Here is a 24672-nt window from a genome sequence, read left to right as displayed (position 1 = left end):
TGCGGTAACGCGGCGAGGTGCCGCGTATGGCGTCGCGGGCCCGGCGAGACTTTACGGACACGGCCCAGCCGGGGCTCGTTGAGCCTCACGCGCCGTGGCCGGCGAGGAAGCGCCGGACCGCCGTGGCGATCGCCCCGGCGTCGATGCCGGCCGCCCGCAGCTGCTCGTCGGGCTTGGCCGAACCCGGCATGGTGTCCACCGCCAGCCGCAGCAGCCGGGGCACCTCCCGGCCGTCGGAGAACGCGTCCAGCACCGCGTCGCCAAGACCGCCGGCGTGCCGGTGGTCCTCCACCGTCAGCAGGCAGCCCGTCTGCTCGGCCGCCTCCCGCAGCGTCGCCGCGTCCACCGGCTTCACCGAGTACAGGTCGATCACCCGCACCGGCACACCCTCCTCGCCCAACTCCTCGGCCGCGCGCAGCGCCTCGTGCACCGTCACCCCGGCGGCCACCACCGTCAGCCGGTCGCCGGGCGAGGAGCGCAGCACCTTGGCGCCGCCGACGGGGAAGCGTTCCTCCGGCGGATAGATCACCGGGTCCGCGCCGCGTGAGGTGCGCAGATAGCGCAGCCCGCCGGTCTCCTCGGCCATCTCGGCGACCAGCTGGGCGGTCTGGTTGGCGTCGCACGGGTAGAGCACCGTCGCGTCGTGGAGCGCCCGGAACATGGCAAGGTCCTCAAGGCCCATCTGCGAGGGCCCGTCCTCGCCGATCGCCACCCCCGCGTGGGAGCCCGCCAGGCACAGGCCCACCCGGCTCACCGTCGCCATCCGCAGGAAGTCGTGGGCCCGGGTGAAGAACGCGGCGAACGTCGAGGCGAACGGCAGCCGGCCGCGCACCGCCATCCCGACCGCCGTCGCCACCAACTCCTGCTCCGCGATGTAGCACTCGAAGAACCGGTCCGGGTGCTCCTTGGCGAAGAACTCCGAACGCGTCGAGTCGCTGACCTCGCCGTCCAGCGCCACCACCTCGGGCCGCGCCGCGCCCAGCGCCGCCAGCGCCTCGCCGTAGGCGTTCCGCGTCGCGACCTTCTCGCCCACCTCGTAGCGCGGCAGTTCGGGCTGGGGCCCGCCCGGGGAGCGCGGAACCGTGGTCGCCTCCGGGCGGCGCACCTCGACCCGCAGGTCGCGCGGGCCGCCCAACTCCTCGACGGCCTCCGCCTCGTCGGGCACGGGCTTGCCGTGCATCCCCTCCCGGTCCTGCACCGCAGCGACCCCGCGCCCCTTCATGGTGCGCGCCAGGATCGCGGTCGGCCGGTCGGTGACGCCCGCCGCCTCCGTGTAGGCCGCGTCGATCGCCGCCGGATCGTGCCCGTCGACCTCGATGGTGTGCCAGTCGAACGCGGCGATCCGCCGCCGGTAGGCGTCCAGGTCCCACTCGTGCCGGGTCGGGCCGCGCTGACCCAGCCGGTTGATGTCCAGGATCGCGGTCAGGCTGGACAGCCGCTCGTAGCCCGCGTGTTCGAACGCCTCCCAGACCGAGCCCTCGGCCAGCTCGCTGTCGCCGCTGAGCACCCACACCCGGGACTCCGCCTCCTGGAGCCGCTGACCGGCCAGCGCGACGCCCGCGCCGATGGGCAGCCCCTGCCCCAACGAGCCGGTGGCCACGTCGACCCACGGCAGCCGGGGCGTCGGGTGACCCTCGAGACGGCTGCCCAGGGTGCGGAACGTCAGCAGCTCCTCGTCGCTGATCGCGCCGGCCGCCTTGAACGCGGCGTACAGCAGCGGCGAGGCGTGGCCCTTGGAGAGGATCAGCCGGTCGTTGCCCGGGTGCTCGGGCCAGTCGAAGTCGTAGCGCAGATGCCGCGCCAGCAGCACGGCCATCAGGTCGGCCGCCGACATCGACGAGGTCGCGTGCCCCGAGCCGGCCGTCGAGGTGGCGCGCACCGCGTCCACCCGGAGCTGCTGACCCAACTCGGCCAGATACTGGTCTGCGGATGTCATCTGCCTGCCTCCCGGATGCGCGCGGCCGGCTCTGCGGTGGTTTCTCGCGCTTCGTTCGCGCTCGGGGCGCCCGACGGGTCAGCCCGGCGTGCGCGGGCCGCCGCCGGGGATGTCCCCGGGCGGCCGGTGCCCGCCGTCGGGCACGCCGTCCCGGTACGACCACCGCAGCACCGCCCCCAGGCCGCCCGCCGGCAGCCCGTCCCGCGCCACGAACGGCGGCACCTCGGGCATCGGCCCCGACACCACGACGACCTCCGCGTCGGTGGCCGTCGCCGAGCGCAGCAGCGCGTCGTCGGCGCGGGCCGCGACCGGGTCGGGCTCGCCCAGATACGTCGACTCCGAGCGGCGCGCGGCCAGTTGGTCGGGCCCCGCGCCGACCCAGACGTCCCGGGCCAGGTCGGGCCCGTCCAGCCGGACCAGCAGGGTGTCGATCCGGTGCTCCCGCGCCGCCTCCAGCAGCGCCGGAACGCCCTCGACCGCCTCGATGCCGCGCTCGTCGGTCTCCACCCGGCCGGCCAGGAAACGGTCGTACATCTCGGCCGCGCGCCGCTCGCGCAGCCCCGCCCTGACCTCGTCGATCCGCTCGTCCAGCCGGTCCTCCCGCGCGCCCGCCGCGCGCCCGCCGAACTCGCTCTCCACGGTCGCGGCGCGCAGCGGCTCGGGCAGCCGCTCGATCACGGCGGCCCGCTCGAACGGGTCGCCCGCCAGCACCAGCAGCTCAGCGCCGGTGTCGGCGGCGTCCTCGGCGAGGTTCTCGGCGATCAGCCGGGCGTTCTCCTCCCAGGTGTTCTCCACGGCCAGCGTGAAGTGCCGCTCGGACCAGTCGGCCCGCCGGGTGCGGTGGATCGGCCAGTCCCGCCCGTCGACCTCGTCCAGCGGGCGCGGCCTGCCGTGCGTGCCACGCAGCTGGATGTCCGCGCCCTCCCGGTCCACGAACGCGACCAGGGTGGGCGGCCGGCGCTCCCCGAAGTCCAGCATCGGGCCGAGCCGGGGCAGCGGGGCCCACTCCGTCATCGGCGGCGAGGGCGGCGGCTCCGTCAGCGGGACGTCGAGCACGACACGTCCTCCGGTGGCGAAGAGCGCGTGCCCGACCTCCTCGCGGCCGAGTCCGGCGCACGCCTCGCGCACCGCCTGGCAGGTCGCGGCGTCGGCGCCCCGCGCGGCGAGCTGGTCGCCGGCCGCGCGGGCCTGGAGTTCCAGTTGCTCCTCCGCGTCCGCCGCGATCTGGGAGGTGTTGTAGTACACCGAGGCCCAGGGGCCGGGCTCGTGGAGCAGGGGGGTGAGAAATCCGAGATTCATGACGCCCTCCGGCGCGGTTCGGCGGTGGCTCGGGCGGCGGCCGGCTCAGGCGGCGACCCGGCCGAACTCGCGCAGCATCGCCTCGTTGAAGTACGGCAGGTCGTCCGGCCTGCGGCTGGTCACCAGGGGCCCCGGCTCGGCCCGGCAGACCTGGACCGGCTCGTCCACCCAGTGGGCGCCGGCGTTGGTCAGGTCAGTCCGCAGGCTCGGCCAGGAGGTCAGGGTCCGGTCGCGCACCACATCGGCCTCGATCAGCGTCCACGGCGCGTGGCAGATCGCCGCCACCGGCTTGTCAGCGTCGAAGAACGCCCGCGCGAACGCCACCGCCCGGGGGTCGGTGCGCAACGCGTCCGGGTTGGCGACGCCGCCCGGCAGCACCAGGGCGTCGAACTCCTCGGGCGAGGTGTCACCCACGGTGCCGTCCACCGGGAAGGTGTCGCCCCTGTCGAGGTGGTTGAACGCCCGCACCTCGCCGGCGCGGGTGGAGATCAGCTGCGGGGTCTCGCCGGTCGCGGCCACCGCACGCCACGGTTCGGTCAGCTCCACCTGCTCGACGCCCTCCGGTGCGGTGAGAAACGCGATTCGCATGGTCTGGTCCACCGTTCCTGTCGCTGGTCCTGCGCGTGGGCCCGGCGCCCGTCCGGGGCCGACCCGCGCACCGAGTAACCGGCGCGACGCACCGGAAAACCCCGCCCGCCGCATTCCTCGCCGGCACCGACGCGATCTCTCGCCCGGTCGCCCCCGGCGGCGACGCCACGACCTCGCGATGCCCCGCTTCGCACACCCCCGCGTCAACCCCACCCATCCCAAGCCCTCACGAAGGGGTGGTCTCCCGGGCGGAACGGTCTATTCCGGTCGCCGGCTCGGTAGCTTCCCCGCAGCGCGGCGGCGGGCCCCCTCCGCCGCGCCCTGTCACCGACAGCCACGTCCAGCACCATCCGAGGTCCCGGAGAGCCGATGCCCCCTTCGTCCGAGCCGCCCACCGCCACCACCCAACCGTCCACGTCGGCCCGGGTGCCGACCCAGAGCCCGGCGCCCGAGGCCGACCCGCTCCCGCTGCGCCAGAGCACCGAGATCCAGGGCGACATCCTGGCCGGCTTCAAGAAGGACCACGTGCACCTGCTGCTGCTCGCCTTCGGCGACCGCGACCAGGCCAGGGAGTGGCTGGACCGGCTGCGCCACCGGGTGGCCACCACCCGCGAAGTGGCCGACTTCAACCGCCAGTTCAGCCGCGCCCGGCGGGCACGCTCCGGCGTGGACCCCGAGCGGCACCACGCCACCTGGCGCTCGGTGAGCCTCACCCACGCCGGCCTGACCGAGCTGATCGGCGGCGCCCCCTACACGGACGCGCCCCGGGGCACCACCCAGGAGGCGTTCCTCCAGGGCCCGGCCCCGCGCGCCGAGTGGCTCGGCGACACCGAGGCCAGCGCCCCCGAGCACTGGCTCTTCGGCGCCGAGGAGCAGCCCGCCGTGCACGCGGTGCTCACCCTGGCGGCCGACCGTCCCGAGGACCTGGCGCGCGCGCTGGCGGAGGAGCGCGACGAGGCCGGGGACTCGGGTCTGACGGTGGTCTTCGAGCAGCCGGCCGGCACCCTCGCGGGCAGCCTGCGCGGCCGGGAGCACTTCGGCTTCAAGGACGGCATCAGCCAGCCCGGCGTGCGCGGCTTCGACGAGCCCGACCCGGACGACCCCGAGCACCAGCTGGGCAGGCCGGGCACCAGGATCGTCCCGGCCGGCGAGTTCCTCGTCGGCCACGAGAAGGACCACCGGCTGCCCGACTGGCTGCCCGAGTGGATGCGGGACGGCTCCTTCCACGTGGTGCGCCGCCTCGCCCAGGACGTGCCCGGCTGGTGGGCCCAGATGGCCGACCTGGTCGCCGAGTTGAAGAAGTCGAACGCCGTGCCGCAGCAGGCCACCAGCGAGTGGCTGGCCGCCCGGCTGATGGGCCGCTGGCGCTCCGGCGCCCCGCTGACCAAGCACCCCGACGCCGACCCGCACCCGGACCCCGAGACCGAGGCGGACAACGACATCCTCTACGGCGACGACCAACTCGGCCGCACCGTCCCGCTCTGCGCCCACCTGCGCAAGACCAACCCGCGCGACGGCCTGCTGGCCCGCGTCACCGACCCCGAACCCGTGCCGCTCCAGGGCGCGTTGGACGGCCGCCGCATCATCCGCAGGGGCGTCCCGTACGGCGAGCGCTTCGACCCGACCGGCGGCGCCGAGAACGGCCCGGACGCGCCGCGCGGCCTGGTCTTCGTCGCCTACCAGGGCGATCTGGTGGCCCAGTTCGAGTTCGTGCAGCGCTCCTGGGTCGACGCCGACGCGTTCCCCGAGCGCGACGCCCAGGTCGGCAGGGACGCGGTGATCGGGCGCGGCTCGCAGGCGTCCTTCCCGGTGCACGGCTCGCCGGACGCCCATGTCCCGCTCACCCTGCGGCAGTTCGTGCGGACGGAGGGCGCGCTCTACGCGTTCACGCCCTCGCTGACCGCGCTGCGGCTGCTGGCCGCCGGCGAGATCCCGCCGGGCGGGCCGCCGTCGGAGGACCGGGTGCTGGCCGCGCCCATGGTGCTGCGCAGGGGCGAGGTGATCAGCTCGGGGAAGGCCAGGCTGCGCTTCGAGGAGGACGGGGACCTCAGGGTCCGCGACGAGCGGGAGGAGGTCACCTGGGAGGCCGGCTACACCGGGGGCCGCTCGGGCCGCGCCGAGTTCTGGGAGGACGGCCGCCTGGTCCTGGTGGACTCCGACAGCGCGCCGGTCTGGTCCACGCCGACCGAGGGGAACGAGGGCGCCGTTCTGGTGGTGGCCGCCGACGGGGACGTGGCCGTGCGGGCGGCCGACGGCGGGGTGCTGTGGCGCACCGACACCGCCCACTGAACCGGTTCCGGGCCCGGGGCACCGCCGCCCCGGGCCCGGCCGGCTCAGCCCCGGCGGGGCGTCAGTCCGCGCAGCGGCCCGTCCAACTCCCGCTGGTAGAAGTCGAGGAACGCGTCCGGGTCGGGCCCGGCGTTCATCAGCACCAGCTGGTCGAAGCCGGCGTCCACGAAGGGCTGGGCGACGGCGAGGTAGCGTTCGACGTCGGCCCCGCAGGCGAAGCGCTCGCGGATGTCGCTCTCCCGGACGGTGGTGGTGGCGGCCTCGAAGTTGACCGGATTCGGCAGCTCGCTCATCACCTTCCAGCCGGTCACCGCCCACCGGTTGGTGGTCAACGCGGCCCGCACCGCCTCCTGTTCGTCGGCCGCGTAGGCCACGGACATCTCGACGAAGCGCGGCCCGTCGCCGCCCGCCTCCCGGTAGGCGTCCACCAGGTCGGCCCTGGGCTCGGTGGCGAAGAGCGCGGTGCCCAACTCGGCCGCGATCCGCGCCGCGTCCGCGCCGCCGGCCGCCACCGCCAACAGCGGCGGCGTGGGCGGCAGGTCGAAGACCCGGGCGTCCTCAAGCCGCAGGTGCTGGCCCTCGTAGGAGCGGTAGCCGCCCTGCCAGAGCAGCTGGATGATCTCCAGCGCCTCGCGCAGGAGTTGCTGACGCACCCGCACGGAGTCGGGGAACTCCAGCCCCACCACGTGCTCGTTGAGCCGCTCGCCGGAGCCGACGCCGAGGGTGAAGCGGCCGTCGGAGAGCAGCGCCAGGGTCGCGGCGGCCTGCGCGATGACCGCCGGGTGATAGCGCACGGTCGGGCAGGTCACGCCGGTGGCCAGGCCGATCCGCTCGGTCCTGGCGGCGACGCTGCCGAGCACAGCCCAGGCGAAGGGGGAGTGCCCCTGCACGTCGAGCCAGGGGTGGTAGTGGTCGCTGATCTCCACGAAGTCGAAGCCCGCGCGCTCGGCGAGGACCGCCTGCCGCACCAGCTCGGCCGGGCCGAATGCCTCGGCGGCCAGTTTGTAACCAATTCGCATACCGCTCCCTGGGCCTGGCGTATCCGTCCCCTTCGCTGGCACGCTGCCAGCGAGGGCGCCCGGCGCGGCGTTGGCAGGGCCGCCCCTCGGAGAGGAGTCCGTCGGATGGCCGACCCGTTGAAGGCTCAATGGTTACGTGACCATGACGCGACTCGTCCAGGTCAGGGATGGTGCAACGTTTTCTCTCTTCATCCCTTGAACACATGACGGGCCTTGAGTCCTCGTCAAAAGAATTCGGCGCGATGTATTGACGCCACTCGACCCAGACGATTAACTCCCTCGCAACATCGCCGGAACCGGTTCCGGAACCGGTGTCGGCGCTGCCGCCGAATGCCCGCGGCAGCCCCAGCTCAGCGTGCCGAGGAGCCTGCCCCATGCGTGTCACCATCGCCGATGTCGCCCGTAACGCGGCGGTCAGCAAGACCACCGTCTCACGCGTGCTCAACGGCAAGGGCGAGGTCGACTCCGAGACGGCGGAACGGGTCCGCACCGTGATCGCCGAACTGGGATACGTGCCCTCCTCCCGGGCCGTCGGCCTGGCCAGGGGAAACAGCCGCACCCTGGCCATGCTCGTCCCCTCGCTCACCTGGCCCTGGGTGGGCGAGGTGCTCCAGGGCGCGGCCGACACCCTGGAGGCCGCCGGCTACGGACTGCTGCTGTTCACCTGCAACCGGGGTGAGGAGTCGATGGCGCAGTTCACCAGCCAGGTCTCGGCCAGGGCCTTCGACGGGGTGCTGGTCATCGAGCCGGAGAACACCCGGGGTTCCATCGCGGCGCTCCACCACCAGGGGCTGCCGCTGGTCCTGGTCGACGATCGCGGCCAGGGCGCCGAGTTCCCCTCCGTCGCGACCACCAACCGCGAGGGCGGCGCCTCGGCGGCCCACCACCTGCTGACCTCGGGGCGTCGCGCGCCGCTGGTGGTCACCGGGCCGACCCAGTTCGGCTGCGTCCAGGACCGCCTGCACGGATTCGCCGAGGTGCTCGCCGAACACGGCGCGGCCCAGCCCGAATCCCGGGTCTTCGAGGGTGACTTCACCGTCCGCTGCGGCCAGAGCGTGGTCGAGTACGCGCTGGCCGAGCGGCTGCCCTTCGACTCCGTCTTCTGCCACAACGACCTCAGCGCCACCGGCGTGCTCCACGCGCTGCGCGCCGCCGGCCGCCGGGTGCCCGACGACGTCGCCGTCATCGGCTTCGACGACATCCCCATCGCCGCGTACACCGAGCCCTCGCTGACCACCGTCCGCCAGCCCATGCAGGCCATGGGCGAGGCGGCGGCCCGGCGGATGCTCAACCACCTCAGCGGTGCCACCACGTTGGAGCCGGACGCCGTCGTGTTGCCCACCGAACTGGTCATCCGGTCCTCCGCGCCAGGCTGACCCGTCCCCCCAGCTCGTCATCCGCCCACATTTCACAACCATGAATGATCACCCTGGGAGCTAACCCGTGAGAGTCCAATCACGATCCCGCAGAACCCTTGCTGTGGCGACGGGAGTTGTGCTGTCCCTCTCGCTGTTGGCCGCGTGTTCCGACGCCAACAGCAACCGGAACAACAACGGCGGCAGCAGCGGCGGCAACGGCGTTCTGACCGTGGGGATGCCCAACGGCCCGCAGGCCAACAACAGCAACCCGCTGCTGGAGACCTCGGCGAGCGCCTCGCTCGGCTACCGCGCCATGATCTACGAACCGCTGGTGATGACCAACGGCATCGCCCCCGAGGAGGAGGGCAAGCCCTGGCTCGCCGAACAGTGGTCCTGGAACGAGGACTTCACCGAGCTGGTGCTGACCGTCCGTGAGGGCCCGACGTGGTCCGACGGCGAGGAGTTCACCGCCGAGGACGTCGCCTTCACCTTCCAGCTGCTGAAGGACCACGCCGGCCTCAACGCCGGCGCCATCCCCTTCGAGGAGATCACGCAGGAGGGCAACACGGTCACCGTGACCTTCTCGTCCTCCCAGTTTGTCAACCAGGTCAAGATCTACCAGACCTACATCGTTCCCGAGCACATATGGTCCCAGGTCGACAACCCGGAGACCTACGAGGACCAGGAGCCCGTCGGGACCGGCCCCTACACCCTGAAGACCTTCACGCCACAGACCATCACCCTGACCCGGCGCGACGAGTACTGGCAGGACCTGCCCGAGGTCGAGGAGCTGCGCTACACCGGCTACAACGACAACAACGCGGCGACCACGGCGCTGGCCAACGGCGAGCTGGAGTGGTCCTACGTCTTCATCCCGAACTTCGAGGACGTCTACCTCTCCCACGACCCGGACAACTTCAACCTCTGGTTCCCCACCGGCCTGGGCATTCACGGCCTGTGGATCAACACCGAGCGTGAGCCGTTCGACGACGTGGTGCTGCGTCAGGCGATGAACATGGTCATCGACCGCCAGGCCATCCACGAGCAGGGCCACGCCGGCGCGTTCCCCGTGGTGGAGAGCCCCACCGGCCTGCCGCTGCCGGCCGGCGAAGCCTTCCTGGCGCCCGAGTACCAGGGCGTGGTGCACGAGCGCGACGTCGAGGGCGCCCGCGCCCTGCTGGAGGAGAACGGCTACACCTTCGATGGCGACGCGCTGCTGACGCCCGAGGGCGAGCCGGTCACCATGTCGCTGGTCGACCCGGCGGGCTGGTCGGACTACCTGACCTCGCTGTCGGTGATCTCCGACAACCTGGCCGAGATCGGCATCGAGGCGTCCGTCGAGACCGCGACCGTCGACGGCTGGCGCAACTCGGTCGACGCCGGCGGCTTCGACGCCACCCTGCACTGGACCAACGGCGGCGCCACCCCGTACGACACCTACCAGCACGTGATGGACGACGCGCTGCTCCAGCCGATCGGCGAGGCGTCCCCCGGCGGCAACTTCGGGCGCTTCAACTCCCCGGAGGCCGGCGACGCGCTGCGGGAGTACGCCAACGCCACCGACGACGAGGCCCGCACCGAGGCGCTGAACGAGCTTCAGCGGATCTTCGTCGAGGAGGTGCCGATGATCCCGACCGTCGCCTCTCCCGTCGGCGCCGAGTACAGCACCCAGAACTGGGTTGGCTGGCCGTCGGAGGAGGACCCCTACGCGCCGCCGCAGCCGACCCAGCGCAACGCCCTTGAGGTCGTGCTCAACCTGGAACCGGCCGACGGCTGACGCCCACAGCAACGAGGCCACCAAGCCCGCCCGCCCCCACCGCACATCCACCCCCACGCCCCAGGCGGTGGGGGCGGGCGCTCTCGCCGACGTACGACAGGAAAAACACACCGTCATGGCCAAGACTCCCGACCCGCCCGGCACAGCGACCAACAGCCCGCCCAGCGAAGGCGAAGTGGTCCTTGAGGCACGCGCCATCAGCAAGCACTTCGCCGTTCGCCGCACGCTGCGCAACTTCGCCGACCGCAACCGCCCGGTCGTGCACGCGGTGGACGACGTCTCCCTCAAGCTCCGCCGCGGCTCCGTCACCGCCGTGGTGGGCGAATCCGGCTCGGGCAAGTCCACCATCGCCCGACTGCTGGCGCAGCTGTACCCGACCAGCGGTGGGCAGCTGCTGCTGCACGGCAAGCCCACCAAGGTCGGCCAGGGCCGCGCCTTCCGCGCCTACTGTCGCCAGGTCCAGCTGATATTCCAGGACCCGTTCGGCTCGCTCAACCCCACGCACACCGTGCGGTACCACCTCACCCGCGCGCTGCGCATCCACAACCGCGCCGGGCGCACCGCCAAGGACCTGGAGCAGGCCCTCGCCCAGCTGCTGGAGCGGGTCCACCTCACCCCGCCCGAGCGGTATCTCGACTCCTTCCCGCACGAGCTGTCCGGCGGCCAGCGGCAGCGCGTCGCCATCGCCCGCGCCATGGCGGCCGACCCGTCCGTGCTCCTGGCCGACGAGCCCGTCTCGATGCTGGACGTCTCGATCCGTCTCGGCATCCTCAACCTGCTGCGCGACCTCAAGGAGCGCCTCAACCTCGCCATCCTCTACATCACCCACGACATCGCCTCGGCCCGGTACTTCGCCGACGAGACGCTGGTGATGTACGCCGGCCGGATGGTCGAGGGCGGCGACAGCGAGACCGTCACCCAGCGGCCCGCCCACCCCTACACCCAGCTGCTGACCTCGTCGGCGCCCGACCCGGACCGGATCGTCGCCGACCACAGCGCCGCCACCACGGTCGACCCGGCCGGCGGCGAGGTCGTCGTCGAGGAGGAGGAGAGCGAGACGGCCGGCGAGCCGCCGAGCCTGATCTCCCCGCCCAGCGGCTGCCGCTTCCACCCCCGCTGCCCCAAGGCGATGGAGCGCTGCCGCACCCAGGTGCCGCCCCGCTTCGACCTGGCCGACGGCCAGTGGGCGGCCTGCTGGCTGTACGCCGAGGACGCCCCCGAGCGGCCCGCGCCCCAGGAGGCATCGGCGTGAGGTATCTGATCCAGCGGCTCGGCTTCTACCTCTTCACCGCCTGGGCCGCCATCACCATCAACTTCTTCATCCCCCGGCTGATGCCGGGGGACCCCGTCGCGTCGCTGATCACGCGCTACGCCGGGCAGTTGGACAGCAAGGCGATCGACTCGCTGCGCACCCTGTTCGGCCTGGACAACGAGGAGTCCGTCTGGCAGCAGTACCTCGACTACTGGGGCAACCTCTTCCAGGGCGACCTGGGCACCTCGTTCACCTACTTCCCGACCGGCGTCTCCGAGATCATCAGCCAGAGCCTCCCGTGGACCCTGGGCCTGATGGGCCTGACCACCCTGCTCAGCTTCCTGCTGGGCACCGCGATCGGCGTCTACGCCGGCTGGAAGCGCGGCTCCTGGGTGGACAACATGCTGCCGGTCACCACGTTCCTCTCGGCCATCCCGTACTTCTGGCTCGGCCTGATCGCCATCGCCGTCTTCGCCGTGCAGTGGTCGGTCTTCCCGGCCTCCGGCGGCTATGACAACAGCCTGGTGCCGGCCTTCGACTGGCCGTTCATCTCCAGCACCATCTACCACGGCACCCTGCCGGCCCTGACCATCGTCGTCAGCGCCATCGCCGGCTGGATTCTCGGGATGCGGAACATGATGGTCTCCGTCTCGGCCGAGGACTACGTGCTGGTCGCCCAGGCCAAGGGCCTGCCGGAGCGGCGCGTGATGTTCTCCTACGCCGCCAGGAACGCGATCCTGCCGAGCATCTCCAACTTCGCGCTCTCGCTGGGCTTCATCGTCGGCGGCACCCTGCTGGTGGAGATGGTCTTCTCCTATCCCGGCATCGGCTTCGTGCTCTTCCAGGGCGTCGGCGCCAAGGACTACCCGCTGATGCAGGGGGTCTTCCTGATCATCACCCTCGCGGTGCTGGCCGCGAACCTGGTGGCCGACCTCATCTACCTGCTGCTCGACCCGCGAACCCGAAGGGAGGCGTGACGGTCATGGCGCTCCAGGCATCCGAGTCGGCCGTCGTCGCCGCGGCCGACACCGACGCATCGGCGCCGCGCCGCGACAAGCTGCGCTTCCTGCGCAACGGCAAGACCCTCGTCGGCCTGTCCATCCTCGGCTTCTTCGTGCTGCTCGCCATCTTCGGCGACGCGCTCGCGCCCTACGACCCCTCGGCGCGCGGCCCCAACATCATGGCCTCGCCGTCCTGGGACCACCCCTTCGGCACCACCCAGACCGGGCAGGACATCTTCTCGCAGATCCTGGTCGGCACCAGGGGCGTGCTGGTGGTGGGCTTCGTGGCCGCCGTACTGGCCACCGTGCTGGGCGTGTTGATCGGGGTGACCGCCGGCTATCTGGGCGGCTTCGGCGACGACGCGCTCTCCTCGTTGAGCAACATCTTCCTGGTCATCCCCGGGCTGCCGCTGATCATCATCATCACCAGCTTCCTGCCCGAGACCAACGACCTGACGATAGCGGCCGTGATCGGCCTGACCTCCTGGGCCTGGGGCGCGCGGGTGCTGCGGGCGCAGACGCTCTCGCTGCGCAACCGGGACTACGTCCAGGCCGCCCGCGCCACCGGCGAGTCCACCTGGCGGATCATCGTCTTCGAGCTGCTGCCCAACCTGACCCCGGTGATCGCCACCGGCTTCATCGGCACGGTCATCTTCGCGGTGCTCTCCAACATCACCCTGGCCTTCATCGGCATCGCCGACATCTCCGAGTGGAACTGGGGCACGGTGCTGTTCTGGGCGCAGAACAACCAGGCGCTGGCCCAGGACGCCTGGTGGTGGTTCGTTCCCGCCGGGCTGTGCATCGCGCTGCTGGGCACATCGCTGGCGCTGATCAACTACGGCATCGACGAGTTCATCAACCCGAGGCTGCGCAACGAGAAGGCGGACCGCAGCGTCACGATGCGCGTCGGCTTCACGCCCGTGCTGCGGGACCAGCCGGGCGTCCCGGCGGGCGTGGCCCAGGCCGGCTCGCCGGCCAGGGTGCCGGCACCGGCCCCGCCGCCGGGCAGCGCTCCGCAGGGCACCATCCGGAAGGACGACCAGGCATGAGCAGCACCCCACCCGTCCTGGAGATCTCCGGACTGAACGTCAACTACGGGCTGGGCGAGAAGGCCGTGCACGCCGTGCGCGACATCAACCTCACCCTGCACCGGGGCGAGGTCCTGGGACTGGCCGGCGAGTCGGGCTCCGGCAAGTCGACGCTGGCCTACGCCGTCACCCGGCTGCTGTCCCCGCCCGGCGTGATCACCGGTGGCGAGGTCCGCTACCACCCCCGGCAGGGCACCGACATCGACATCCTGTCGCTGGACTCCGAGCAGCTGCGGGCCTTCCGTTGGTCCGAGATCTCGCTGGTGTTCCAGGGCGCGATGAACTCCCTCAACCCGGTGCACACGGTGCGCTCCCAGCTCACCGACGTGCTCAAGGCGCACCGGCCCGACATGACCTCGGCCCAACGGCAGAAGCGGGCCGCCTCGTTGCTGTCCCTGGTCGGCATCTCGGCCGACCGGCTGGCCAGCTATCCGCACCAGCTCTCGGGCGGGATGCGGCAGCGGGTCATGATCGCCATGGCGCTCGCCCTGGACCCCGAGATCGTGATCCTGGACGAGCCGACCACCGCGCTGGACGTGGTGATGCAGCGCCAGATCCTCAAGCAGCTGTCCCGGCTCCGCCGCGAGCTGGACTTCTCGGTCGTCTTCATCACCCACGACATCTCGCTGCTGATCGAGTTCTCCGACCGGATCGCGATCATGTACGGGGGCCGGATCGTCGAGGAGGCGGCGGCCAAGGAGATCTACCAGACCGCCCACCACCCCTACAGCCACGGCCTGTTGCACTCCTTCCCCGCGCTGCACGGGCCGCGCAGGGAACTCACCGGCATCCCGGGATCGCCGCCCGACCTCACGGCGATGCCCCCTGGCTGCGCCTTCCACCCGCGCTGTCCCAAGGCGTTCGAGCCCTGCGACCAGCGAGTGCCCGCGCTGGAACCGGTCCCGGGGGACGGCTCACGGACCGTCGCCTGCTGGCTGCACGCCGACCACTGACAGGAGCGACCACAAGCGTCATGACAGCCCAACCCACCACAGCCACCACGACCACCCCCGTGGGCCCGCCCCGCGCCATCCCCGAACTGGCGGAGAACTTCACCTGGGGCGTCGCCACCTCCGCCTACCAGATCGAGGGGGCGACCGAGGCCGACGGCCGCACCCCGTCCATCTGGGACACCTTCTGCCGGGTGCCCGGCGCGGTGGTGAACGCCGACAACGGCGACACCGCCTGCGACCACTACCGGCTGATGCCCGATGACGTGAAGCTGATCGCCGGCCTCGGCGTGGACAGCTACCGCTTCTCGCTGGCCTGGCCCCGCATCCAGCCCGGCGGGAAGGGGCCGATCAACGCCAAGGGCATCGCGTTCTACGACCGGCTCGTCGACACCCTGCTGGAGCACGGCATCACGCCGTGGGCCACCCTCTACCACTGGGACCTGCCCCAGGAGCTGGAGGACGCCGGCGGCTGGCCGGAGCGGGACACCGCCCACCGGTTCGCCGAGTACGCCGAGCTGACCTACCGGGCGCTGGGCGACCGGGTGGTCAACTGGACCACCCTCAACGAGCCCTGGTGCTCGGCCATGTTGGGCTACCACGAGGGCATCCACGCCCCCGGCCGGAAGAACTTCTCCGACGCCCTGCACGCCGTGCACCACCTGCTGCTCGGCCACGGCCTGGCCAGCCAGCGGATCAGGGCGGCGGCGGCCGAGGCCGACAACGAGCTGAACCTCGGCATCGTGCTCAACCTGGGCCACGGCAGCCCCGCCAGCGACGACGAGCGGGACCGCGAGGCCGCGCGCCGCTCCGACGCCCTGGGCACCCGGCTCTACCTGGACGCCCTGGTGCACGGCCGCTACCCGGAGGACCTGCTGGCCGAACTCCCGGCCCACGGCGTCGAGTTGCCCGTCCAGGACGGCGACCTGGCGACCATCGCGCAGCCGCTGGACCTGCTGGGCGTCAACTACTACACCAGCCACCAGTTCGCCGGCACCGACGAGGAGGGCGCCACCACCGACGAGCGGGGCCTGCCGGTGGTGCGGATGGTGCCCTTCGGGCTGCCGCGCACCGCGATGGACTGGGAGATCGTCCCCTCGGGGCTCACCAGGCTGCTGCTGCGGCTGCACCGCGAGTACGGGGTGCCGCTGGTGATCACCGAGAACGGCGCCGCCTTCGACGACCGGGTCGCCGAGGACGGCGCGGTGCGGGACGCCGACCGCGTCGCCTACCTCGCCAGTCACCTGGCGGCGGTCGCCGAGGCCAGGGCCCAGGGGGCCGACGTGCGCGGCTACTTCGCCTGGTCCCTCTTCGACAACTTCGAGTGGGCCGAGGGCTACGAGAAGCGGTTCGGCATCGTCCGGGTGGACTACGACACCCAGAAGCGCACCGTCAAGGACAGCGGTGCCTGGTACCGGGACACCGTCCGGCTGACCCGGGGCGGCTAGCCGGCCGCCGCGCCACAACCACCAGACCACATCTCCCAGGGAAACGGCGGGGGCGAACGTTCGGCCACCTCGAACGTCCGCCCCCGCCGGCCTGTTCTCCTACCGGCGCGTCAGCCCGCCACCTCGGAGCGGTCGTCGCCCCAGAGCGTGTGGAAGCTGCCCGGCCGGTCCACCCGCAGATAGGTGTGGGCGCCGAAGTAGTCCCGCTGACCCTGGATCAGCGCGGCCGGCAGCCGGTCGGCGCGCAGCGCGTCGTAGTAGGCCAGCGCCGCCGAGAAGCCCGGCGCCGGAACGCCCAACTCGGTGGCGCGCGCGACCACATGACGCCACGCGTTCTGCGCCGAGGCCAGGTCCTCGGCGAACAGCTCGTCGGTCAGCAGCGTCACCGGCGCCTCCCCCTCGCCGAACGCCCGACGGATGCCGTTGAGGAACCGCGCCCTGATGATGCAGCCGCCGCGCCAGATCGCGGCCACCGACGCCAGGTCGATGTCCCAGCCGTACTCCTCGCTGCCGGCCTGGATCAGCTGCCAGCCCTGCGCGTAGGCCACGATCTTCGAGGCGTAGAGCGCCTGTTCCACCTGGTCGGCGAAGCGCGCCGCGTCGTCCGGGTGCAGCTCCGGGCGGTCGGGCCCGGGCAGCGAACGGGCCGCCTTCCGCAGCTCGGCGTGGCCCGACAGGCCGCGCGCGAAGACCGCCTCGGCGATGCCGGAGACCGGAACGCCCAGGTCGAGCGCCGTCTGCACCGTCCAACGCCCGGTGCCCTTCTGCTCGGCCTGGTCCAGCACCACGTCCACGAACGGCTTGCCCGTGGCGGCGTCCCGGTGCGCCAGCACCCGCGCGGTGATCTCGATCAGATACGAGTCCAGCCGGCCCTCGTTCCAGGTGCGGAAGATCTCCGCGATCCGCTCCGGCTCGTAGCCCGCGACCCGGCGCAGCAGGTCGTACGCCTCGGCGATCAGCTGCATGTCGGCGTACTCGATGCCGTTGTGCACCATCTTGACGAAGTGCCCGGCGCCGTCGGGGCCGATGTGGGCGCAGCACGGCTCGCCGTCCACCTGGGCGGCGATGCTCTCCAGCAGCGGGCCCAGCGCCTCGTAGGACTCGCGCGAGCCGCCCGGCATGATGCTCGGCCCGTGCAGCGCGCCCTCCTCACCGCCGGAGATGCCGCAGCCGACGAAGTGCAGCCCCCGCTCCCTCAGCGCGGCCTCCCGGCGGCGGGTGTCCTCGTAGTGCGCGTTGCCCCCGTCCATGATCATGTCGCCGGGCTCCAGCAGCGGCGCGAACTCGTCGATCACCGCGTCGGTGGGCGCGCCCGCCTTGACCATCACCACGATCCGCCGTGGCCGCTCCAGCGAGGCGACGAACTCCTCGGCCGACTCGGCCGGCACGAACGTGCCCTCGTGGCCGAACTCCTTGACCAACTCCCGCGTCCTGGTGGCCGTTCGGTTGTGCACCGCCACCGTGTGGCCATGACGCGCGAGGTTCCGGGCGAGGTTGCGGCCCATCACCGCCAGCCCCGTGACCCCGATCTGGGCCTGCCCAGCCATCTTCAATCAACTCCCATAGTGGAATGGTCACCGACCGGATGGGCCCGGTCGGGACGGAACGCTCGGCCGCGCCCCGGCCGTGCGGGGACGACGCGGCGCTGGTGGCGCCGCCTGGCCCGTGCGGGGCGGGAGGGGTGGCCGACTCACATCTCCTCGTGGTGGTCGGGATCGCCGCCCAACCGCCGGTGTGGGCGGTCGGCGACGGCGGCCATCTCCTCGGCGTCGAGCGAGAACCCGAAGATATCGATGTTGCCCCGTCGGCGCTCCGGATCCGCCGACTTCGGGATCGGCACCGCCGACAGTTGCAGGTGCCAGCGCAGGATCACCTGGGCCGGGGTCACCCCGTGCGCCCGGGCGATCTCCCCGATCCGCTCGTCCTTCAGCAGGTCGCTGCCCCGGCCCAGCGGGCTCCAGCTCTCGGTGACGATGCCCTGGCGGGCGTGGAAGGCGCGCGCCTCGTCCTGCGGCAGCAGCGGGTGCAGCTCGATCTGGTTGACCGCCGGCACCACCCCGGTCTCCTCGCGCAGCCGCGTCAGATGCGCCGGCGTGAAGTTGGAGACGCCCACCGAGCGCACCAGCCCCTCGTCCCGCAGCTTGACCATCGCGCGCCAGGCGTCGACATAGCGGTCCACGCTCGGGTTGGGCCAGTGGATCAGATACAGGTCGACATACTCCAGGCCCAGCCGGGACCTGGACTCCTCGAACGAGGCCAGCGTCTCCTGGTAGCCGTGGTGGCGGCCCGGCAGCTTGGTGGTGACGACGAGTTCCTCGCGCGGCACCCCCGATGCGGCGATGCCGCGCCCGACGCCGGTCTCGTTGCGGTAGTTGACGGCCGTGTCGATCAGTCGGTAGCCCTGCTGGATCGCGTCGGCGACGGAACGTTCGGCCTCGGCGTCGCTCAGCGGATAGGTCCCGAAGCCCACGGCGGGCAACGGATGGTCGTCGTTGAGGGTGTGGTGGGGGGCGGCCGGCACTGCTCCTCCTCCGATAGGCGATCCCCGGAAGGCGATCGCTCTCTACCGGTGCGCGTCCGTTCAGGGACGGTCACCGTCGATCATGTCCCGCCAGGGTAGCCACCACGCCTCCGCGTTGCCCCGCCCGCCATGCCCCGGCCGCCCGTCAGGCGTGCGACAGGCCGAACGACAGCAGGAAGCCGCAGACCAGGATCAGGCCGATGGCCAGCTGCGCGTCGTCGAACGCCTCCGGGATCATGGTGTCCGCGACCATCGCCAGGATGGCCCCGGCCGCCACCGACGTCGCCGCCGCGACCACCGCGTCGGGGAAGGAGCCCACCACCGCGTACCCCAGCAGCGCCGAGAGCGCGCTGACCGCCGCGATGGTGCCCCAGACCCCGAAGACATAGCGGGCGCCCCGGCCGGAGCGCCGCATCCCCGCCGCGCTGGACAGGCCCTCGGGCACATTGCTCAGCACCACCGCGACCACCGTCACCGTGGACACCGCCCCGCCGTCCAACAGGCTCACCCCGATCGCGGCCGACTCCGGCACCCCGTCCAGCAGCGCGCCCAGCGCCAACGCCAGCCCGGAGCCGCCCTGTTGGGACTCCGACGGCTGACGCTGGCCGGCGCTGTGCCCGGAGCGCTTGCGATGCCGGGCGCCACGCCGGGCCAGCCAGACGTTGCCCAGGGTGTAGGCGCCGGCGCCGAGCAGGGTGCCCACCACGGCCGGGGCCATCCCGGACCGCTCGAACGCCTCGCCCACCAACTCGAACGCGACGGCCGAGAGCAGCACGCCCGAGCCGAAGGCCATCACGGCGGCGATCAGCCATCGCGGCACCCGCGTCCCGTAGCCGATCCCGGCGCCCAGCAGCAGCGCCGAGCCGGCGACCAGGCCCCACAGGCCGGCCAGCACGATCTCCCACATGCCGCCTGCCTACCGCGCCGGCCGCCCCGGGCGGGGGAGGCGGGCCCCGGCACGCGTGTCCGCGCCCCGACGCGTTGATGACAAGGTCATGACGAAACGGTGGCAACGCGCGTCAACCGCGTTCCGTGGGAAGAATCCTTTCGTCCAACGCCCCTGTCGCCACGCGGCGTTACCCCACCGAGGAGAGTCCCCCCACATGCCTCCCACCCACCTCCGCCGCGCGCTGGCCGTCTCGGCGACCGCCGCCGCGCTCACCGTTCCCCTGCTCGGCGCCGCCCCGGCGGCCCCCGTCGACGCCGTCGCCCCGGCCGACGTGGTCGACGACTACTACGCCGACGCCGAGGGCCTCACCGGCGAGCCCCTGAAGCAGGCGCTCCACGAGATCATCAGCACCGACGTCACCACCCTCACCTACTCCCAGGTCTGGGACGCCCTCAAGGTCACCGACCGCGACCCGGCCGACCCCGACAGCGTGATCCTGCTCTACACCGGCCTCTCCCGCGACGCCGACGCCAACGGCGGCAACGTCGGCCAGTGGAACCGCGAGCACGTCTGGCCGCAGTCCCACGGCGACTTCGGCACCTCGCCGGGCCCCGGCACCGACCTGCACCACCTGCGGCCCAGCGACGTCCAGGTCAACAGCGACCGGGGCAACAAGGACTTCGACGAGGGCGGCACCGAGTCGCCGCGCGCCCCCGGCAACTACACCGACGCCGACTCCTGGGAGCCGAGGGACGAGGTGAAGGGCGACATCGCCCGGATGGCCTTCTACATGGCCGTCCGCTGGGAGGGCGGCGACGGCTTCGCCGACCTGGAGGTCAACGACACCACCGGCAACGGCTCCGTCCCCTACCTCGGCCGGCTCTCCACCCTGCTCGACTGGCACGCCCAGGACCCGCCCAGCGCGGCGGAGGAGGCCCGCAACGCCACGGTCTTCGAGGACTTCCAGGGCAACCGCAACCCGTTCGTGGACCACCCCGAGTGGGTCGAGGAGATCTGGTAGCGCGCGGAGTTCCGGCGAGGCGGGGCGGTCCGGTGACGCGCACGGGCACGTGACGCGCCGGGCCGCCGCCCAGCTCAGCGGGGCGATGGCGCAGACTGGGGCCATGGAACTCCAGATCACCGCCACCGACCCGGAGCACCCCACCACGCTGCTCGACCTGCCGTGGGACGTCCCGCTGGTGGACTGGCCAGAGGAACACCTGGTCTCGCTGCCCCGGGGCATCTCCCGGCACGTCGTGCGCTTCGCGCGCGCCGGCGGCGAGGTGTTCGCGGTCAAGGAGGTGGGGGAGTGGGCGGCGGTTCGCGAGTACGAGTTGCTGCGGGACCTCGACCGGCTGGAGGTCCCGTCGGTCGATCCCGTGGCCGTGGTCACGGGCCGAACGGACGCCCTGGGCGGGCCCCTTGAGCCGGTGTTGATCACCCGGCAGCTCAAGGGCTCGCTGCCCTACCGTTCCATGTTCGAGACCACCATGCGGCCCACGACCATCAAGCGGCTGCTGGACGCCCTGGCGGTGCTGCTGGTCCGGCTCCACCTGGACGGCTTCGCCTGGGGCGACTGCTCGCTGTCCAACACGCTCTTCCGCCGGGACGCCGGCGCCTACGCCGCCTATCTGGTGGACGCCGAGACCGGACAGATCCAGCCACGGCTGAGCCGGGGCCAACGGGAGTACGACCTGGAGGTCGCCCGCGTCAACATCGCCGGCGAGCTGATGGACCTGGAGGCCGGCGGCTCCCTCCACCCCTCCGTGGACCCGGTGCTCTTCGGCGAGGAGATCGTCACCCGCTACGGCGAGCTGTGGCACGAGCTGACCCGCACCTCGGTCTACCCCAGGGACAAGAAGCACTACATCGACCGGCGGATCAGGCGGCTCAACGAACTCGGCTTCGACGTGGCCGAGATGCAGATCCAGCGCTCGCCCGACGGCGACCACGTCACCTTCCTGCCCAAGGTCGTCGACGCGGGCCACCACCAGCGGCAGCTGCTTCGGCTGACCGGCCTCGACGCGGAGGAGAACCAGGCGCGCAGCCTGCTGAACGACCTGGAGACCTGGATGGCCGGCCAGGACGACTACGCCCCGGGCGACCCGCTCGGCGCCCGGCCCGAGGTGCTGGCACACCGCTGGGTGCGCGACGTGTTCCGCCCCGCCGTGCGGGGCGTGCCGCGCGAGCTGCGCGAGGGCATCGACACCGCGCAGATCTACCACGAACTGTTGGAACACCGGCTGACACTCTCCGAACGCGCCCAGCGTGACGTCGGCATGGACGTCGCGATCGAGGACTACGTCACGAACATCCTCCCCAACCGCCCGGCGGGCGAGCCGGTCCTCGACGTCGAGGAGTGACGGCAGCGCCGTGCCGCCGTGCGGTGCCGGCGCGGTGGGGTGGTGAGGCACGCGAGGCCCGGGGCGGGGTGGGTGGTGGGTGCGGGTGGTGTGTCCGGTCAACGACCACGCTGCCGCGCGAACATCGCCTGCCGTCCTGGTAGTCCGCGCGCCGCCGACGTCCGGGCCGGGGTTGGGGGCTCTTTCTCTGGGCGCCCGTCTGGAAGTGAACAGTTCGTTCAACGACCCGCGACATCCCCGACACCGTTCCGGGGCGTCAACGGGCGCCCCGCGCGCCCAGCGCCCTCGCCCACTCACGCCCCGCGCGCCCAGCGCTCCCGCGCCCGCGCGCCGCCGCGCCACCCCCAAGCCCAGCGGCGGCGTTCAGCACCCATCTTGACACCGCCATGGCGAGGAGTCAGGCTCCCTGCGGTGGGACCGCTCCCATGGGAGTTGCCTCCCGCCACCCGGCACGGGCTAGTCGTGGCGTCCGAGGCGAGGGCCCCGGCGCGAGGAGGACCTCATGGGCAGAATCCGGAAGTCGTTCCGTTCCCGCTGGGGGACCGCCGTCGCGGCGGCCCTGCCGCTCGTCCTGCTCGCGGGGTGCTCGACCAGCGGCGGCAGCGAGGGCGGGCGTTCGGACGACGGGACGGTCACCATCACCATGGGCCTCTTCGGCGTCATGGGCTTCGAGGAGACCGGAATCCTGGAGCGGTACGAGGAGGAGAACCCCGGCATCGAGATCGAGGCCGAGGTCGCCGGCGACGAACAGACCTACTACACCGCGCTCCAGACCCATCTCGCCGCCGGCAGCGGCCTGAAGGACATTCAGGGCATCGAGATCGGCCGCGCCAAGGAGATCGTCGACACCCAGGCGGACAGCTTCGCCGACTTCTCCGGGATGTCCGGGACCGACCACTTCCTGCCCTGGAAGCTTAACCAGATGACCACTCCCGACGGTCAGGTGCTCGGACTCGGCACCGACATCGGGCCGATGGCGGTCTGTTACCGCAGGGACATGTTCGAGGCGGCCGGGCTGCCCACCGACCGGGAGGAGGTGGCGGCGCTCTGGGAGGGTGACTGGTCGAAGTACGTCGAGGTCGGCGAGACGTTCATGGCCAACAGCCCCGACCCCGACCTGTCCTACATGGACAGCTCGACGGGCCTGTTCAACGCCATGGTCTACGGCAGCTCCGAGCAGTTCTACAACGCCGAGGGCGACCTGATCTACGACGAGAACCCGGTGGTGCTCGACGCCTGGGACCTCGCCTCCGAGGCCGCGACCTCGGGGATGACGGCGGCCCTGCGCCAGTACCAGCCGGAGTGGGACCCGGGCCTGGCCAACAGCACCTTCGCGACGGCCGTCTGCCCGGCCTGGATGCTCGCCCACATCAGCGAGAAGGCCGGCCCGGACAACGCCGGCAACTGGGACATCGCGCGGGCGCCCCAGGGCGCCAACTGGGGCGGCAGCTTCCTGTCCGTGGTGGAGGACAGCCCGGTGCGGGACGAGGCCATGGACCTGGTGGCCTGGCTGACGGCTCCGGAGCAACAGGAGTACATCTTCCAGGAGTTGGGCAACTTCCCGTCCTCCGAGCAGGCCATCGAGTCGGAGGGGGTCTCGTCGACCTCCTCGGCCTACTTCAACGACGCCCCGATCGGCGAGATCTTCGGCGCGGCCGCCCAGGAGATCCCCGACGAGCAGGTGCTCGGGCGCAAGGACGGCACGATCAAGGACGCGTTCACCCAGGGTCTGCAACTGATCGAGTCCCAGGGCAGAAGCCCGGAGGACGCCTGGAGCGCGACCGAGGAGAACATCGCCCGCGCCGTCGGCTAGTGCCGCGTCAGGCGTGTCCACCCGCCCCGGGGGCCGGCGCACGGCCCCCGGGGACCAGGGACCCGGGTGACCCGGGCCCCGGGCCACCCAAGGAAAGGACCAGCCAGCCGTGGCCACCCGCACTCCGGCGCCCCCGGCAAGGGAACGGCGGCGGCGCTGGCGCGACCTGCCGCACCGTCTCGACCTGCGCGTCGCGCCCTACGCCTTCATCGCCCCGTTCTTCGTCATCTTCGCCGCCTTCAGCGCCTACCCGCTGATCTTCACCTTCTGGGTCTCCCTGCACCGGGTCGAGCTGGCCACGATGGATCGGATGGAGTGGCTCAGGCTCGACAACTACACCGCGCTGTGGAGCGACGACCGCTTCTGGAACGCGCTGGCCAACACGTTCACCATCGGCGTGATCTCCACCGTTCCCCAGCTGTTGATGGCCCTGGGCCTGGCCCATCTGCTCAACTACAGGCTGCGCGGCTCGGCGTTCTTCCGGGTCGCGGCGCTGACGCCCTACGCCACCTCGGTGGGCGCGGCGGCGCTGGTGTTCACGATGCTGTTCGAGCGTGACTTCGGGATGATCAACTGGGGTCTTGGCCTGTTCGGTTTCGACAACATCGACTGGGAGAGCCGCAAGTGGCCCGCCCAGATCGCCATCTCCTGCATGGTGATCTGGCGTTGGACCGGCTACAACGCGCTGCTCTACCTGGCCGCGATGCAGGCCATCCCGCGCGAGCGCTACGAGGCGGCGGCGATCGACGGGGCCTCCCGCTGGCAGCAGTTCCTGCGGGTCACGGTCCCCGGCATCCGGCCCACCATCGTCTTCACCATCGTGCTGTCCACCATCGGCGCCACCCAACTCTTCGGCGAGCCCCTGATCTTCGGGCAGGGCGTCAACGGGATCACCGGCGGCGCGGACAACCAGTACCAGACGCTGGGCCTGCTGCTCTACGAGGAGGGCTGGCGCAACTACCAGATGGGCCGGGCCGCGACCGTGGCCTGGGCGATGTTCCTGCTGTTGATCCTTCTCTTCGTGCTGCACCGCGTGCTGCGGCGCGTGCTGTCCCGCCGAGCCTGACAGGAGCGTCGCCGA

General features: G+C 72.0%; 19 protein-coding genes. 12 read left to right on the top strand and 7 right to left on the bottom strand.

Going from position 1 to position 24672, the window contains the following annotated elements:
* Window positions 1–85 precede the first annotated feature (85 nt).
* The 3 genes from EBN88_RS07880 to EBN88_RS07870 form a co-directional block, all read right to left on the bottom strand.
* Window positions 86–1936, bottom strand: a complete 1851-nt coding sequence (locus EBN88_RS07880; protein WP_122183073.1) for a transketolase — start codon at window positions 1934–1936, stop codon at window positions 86–88.
* 78 nt (window positions 1937–2014) lie between these two features.
* Window positions 2015–3235: a baeRF2 domain-containing protein gene (locus EBN88_RS07875; protein WP_122183072.1), complete on the bottom strand. Its 1221-nt coding sequence runs from the start codon at window positions 3233–3235 to the stop codon at window positions 2015–2017.
* A gap of 45 nt (window positions 3236–3280) precedes the next feature.
* A complete protein-coding gene (locus tag EBN88_RS07870; protein WP_122183077.1) occupies window positions 3281–3823 on the bottom strand; it encodes a type 1 glutamine amidotransferase domain-containing protein in 543 nt (180 codons plus the stop codon).
* A gap of 369 nt (window positions 3824–4192) precedes the next feature.
* On the opposite strand from EBN88_RS07870, the gene EBN88_RS07865 reads away from it, so the two are divergent.
* Complete coding sequence (locus EBN88_RS07865) at window positions 4193–6112, top strand: Dyp-type peroxidase (protein ID WP_122183071.1); 1920 nt, start codon at window positions 4193–4195, stop codon at window positions 6110–6112.
* 44 nt (window positions 6113–6156) lie between these two features.
* On the opposite strand, the gene EBN88_RS07860 is transcribed toward EBN88_RS07865, so the two are convergent.
* Window positions 6157–7131 carry a TIGR03557 family F420-dependent LLM class oxidoreductase gene (locus EBN88_RS07860; protein ID WP_122183070.1) on the bottom strand — a complete coding sequence of 325 codons (975 nt, stop codon included), beginning with the start codon at window positions 7129–7131 and terminating at the stop codon, window positions 6157–6159.
* A gap of 374 nt (window positions 7132–7505) precedes the next feature.
* Between EBN88_RS07860 and EBN88_RS07855 the strand changes: the two genes are divergently transcribed.
* From EBN88_RS07855 to EBN88_RS07825, 7 genes are all read left to right on the top strand, one after another.
* Complete coding sequence (locus EBN88_RS07855; protein WP_122183069.1) at window positions 7506–8507, top strand: LacI family DNA-binding transcriptional regulator; 1002 nt, start codon at window positions 7506–7508, stop codon at window positions 8505–8507.
* A 103-nt stretch (window positions 8508–8610) separates the two neighbouring features.
* A complete protein-coding gene (locus EBN88_RS07850; protein ID WP_407703385.1) occupies window positions 8611–10266 on the top strand; it encodes an ABC transporter substrate-binding protein in 1656 nt (551 codons plus the stop codon).
* 115 nt (window positions 10267–10381) lie between these two features.
* Window positions 10382–11518, top strand: coding sequence for an ABC transporter ATP-binding protein (locus tag EBN88_RS07845; RefSeq protein WP_122183067.1), 1137 nt, complete (start codon window positions 10382–10384; stop codon window positions 11516–11518).
* Window positions 11515–12495, top strand: coding sequence for an ABC transporter permease (locus tag EBN88_RS07840; protein WP_122183066.1), 981 nt, complete (start codon window positions 11515–11517; stop codon window positions 12493–12495). Before EBN88_RS07845 ends, EBN88_RS07840 begins: the two co-directional genes overlap by 4 nt.
* Window positions 12496–12500: 5 nt before the next feature.
* The gene (locus EBN88_RS07835; RefSeq protein ID WP_122183065.1) at window positions 12501–13568 is read left to right on the top strand and encodes an ABC transporter permease; all 1068 of its coding nucleotides are present in this window, start codon (window positions 12501–12503) and stop codon (window positions 13566–13568) included.
* Window positions 13565–14560: an ABC transporter ATP-binding protein gene (locus EBN88_RS07830; RefSeq protein WP_122183064.1), complete on the top strand. Its 996-nt coding sequence runs from the start codon at window positions 13565–13567 to the stop codon at window positions 14558–14560. Before EBN88_RS07835 ends, EBN88_RS07830 begins: the two co-directional genes overlap by 4 nt.
* A gap of 20 nt (window positions 14561–14580) precedes the next feature.
* Window positions 14581–16005, top strand: a complete 1425-nt coding sequence (locus EBN88_RS07825; RefSeq protein WP_122183063.1) for a GH1 family beta-glucosidase — start codon at window positions 14581–14583, stop codon at window positions 16003–16005.
* 110 nt (window positions 16006–16115) lie between these two features.
* Here EBN88_RS07825 and gndA read toward each other — a convergent pair whose 3' ends face one another.
* The 3 genes from gndA to EBN88_RS07810 all read right to left on the bottom strand — a co-directional run bounded on the left by gndA (window position 16116) and on the right by EBN88_RS07810 (window position 19433).
* Entirely contained in the window at window positions 16116–17552 is a 1437-nt protein-coding gene (gene gndA, locus EBN88_RS07820) for an NADP-dependent phosphogluconate dehydrogenase (RefSeq protein WP_122183062.1), read from the bottom strand.
* Between the two features lie 143 nt (window positions 17553–17695).
* On the bottom strand, window positions 17696–18526 hold the full coding sequence (locus EBN88_RS07815) for an aldo/keto reductase (protein ID WP_122183061.1): 831 nt from the start codon (window positions 18524–18526) through the stop codon (window positions 17696–17698).
* Window positions 18527–18671: 145 nt separating this feature from the next.
* Window positions 18672–19433 carry a ZIP family metal transporter gene (locus EBN88_RS07810; RefSeq protein ID WP_122183060.1) on the bottom strand — a complete coding sequence of 254 codons (762 nt, stop codon included), beginning with the start codon at window positions 19431–19433 and terminating at the stop codon, window positions 18672–18674.
* A 196-nt stretch (window positions 19434–19629) separates the two neighbouring features.
* On the opposite strand from EBN88_RS07810, the gene EBN88_RS07805 reads away from it, so the two are divergent.
* The 4 genes from EBN88_RS07805 to EBN88_RS07790 all read left to right on the top strand — a co-directional run bounded on the left by EBN88_RS07805 (window position 19630) and on the right by EBN88_RS07790 (window position 24657).
* Window positions 19630–20436, top strand: a complete 807-nt coding sequence (locus EBN88_RS07805) for an endonuclease I family protein (RefSeq protein WP_122183059.1) — start codon at window positions 19630–19632, stop codon at window positions 20434–20436.
* A gap of 103 nt (window positions 20437–20539) precedes the next feature.
* A complete protein-coding gene (locus EBN88_RS07800; RefSeq protein ID WP_122183076.1) occupies window positions 20540–21778 on the top strand; it encodes a DUF4032 domain-containing protein in 1239 nt (412 codons plus the stop codon).
* Window positions 21779–22280: 502 nt separating this feature from the next.
* On the top strand, window positions 22281–23591 hold the full coding sequence (locus tag EBN88_RS07795; RefSeq protein WP_122183058.1) for an ABC transporter substrate-binding protein: 1311 nt from the start codon (window positions 22281–22283) through the stop codon (window positions 23589–23591).
* A gap of 109 nt (window positions 23592–23700) precedes the next feature.
* Window positions 23701–24657: a carbohydrate ABC transporter permease gene (locus EBN88_RS07790; RefSeq protein ID WP_122183057.1), complete on the top strand. Its 957-nt coding sequence runs from the start codon at window positions 23701–23703 to the stop codon at window positions 24655–24657.
* The last annotated feature ends 15 nt before the right edge of the window (window positions 24658–24672 follow it).

The sequence above is a fragment of the Streptomyces triticirhizae genome, assembly GCF_003696235.1.
Lineage (GTDB): Bacteria > Actinomycetota > Actinomycetes > Streptomycetales > Streptomycetaceae > Streptomyces > Streptomyces triticirhizae.
Note: the sequence above shows the minus strand (reverse complement) of the source record. Positions and strands in the feature narration are given on the sequence as shown.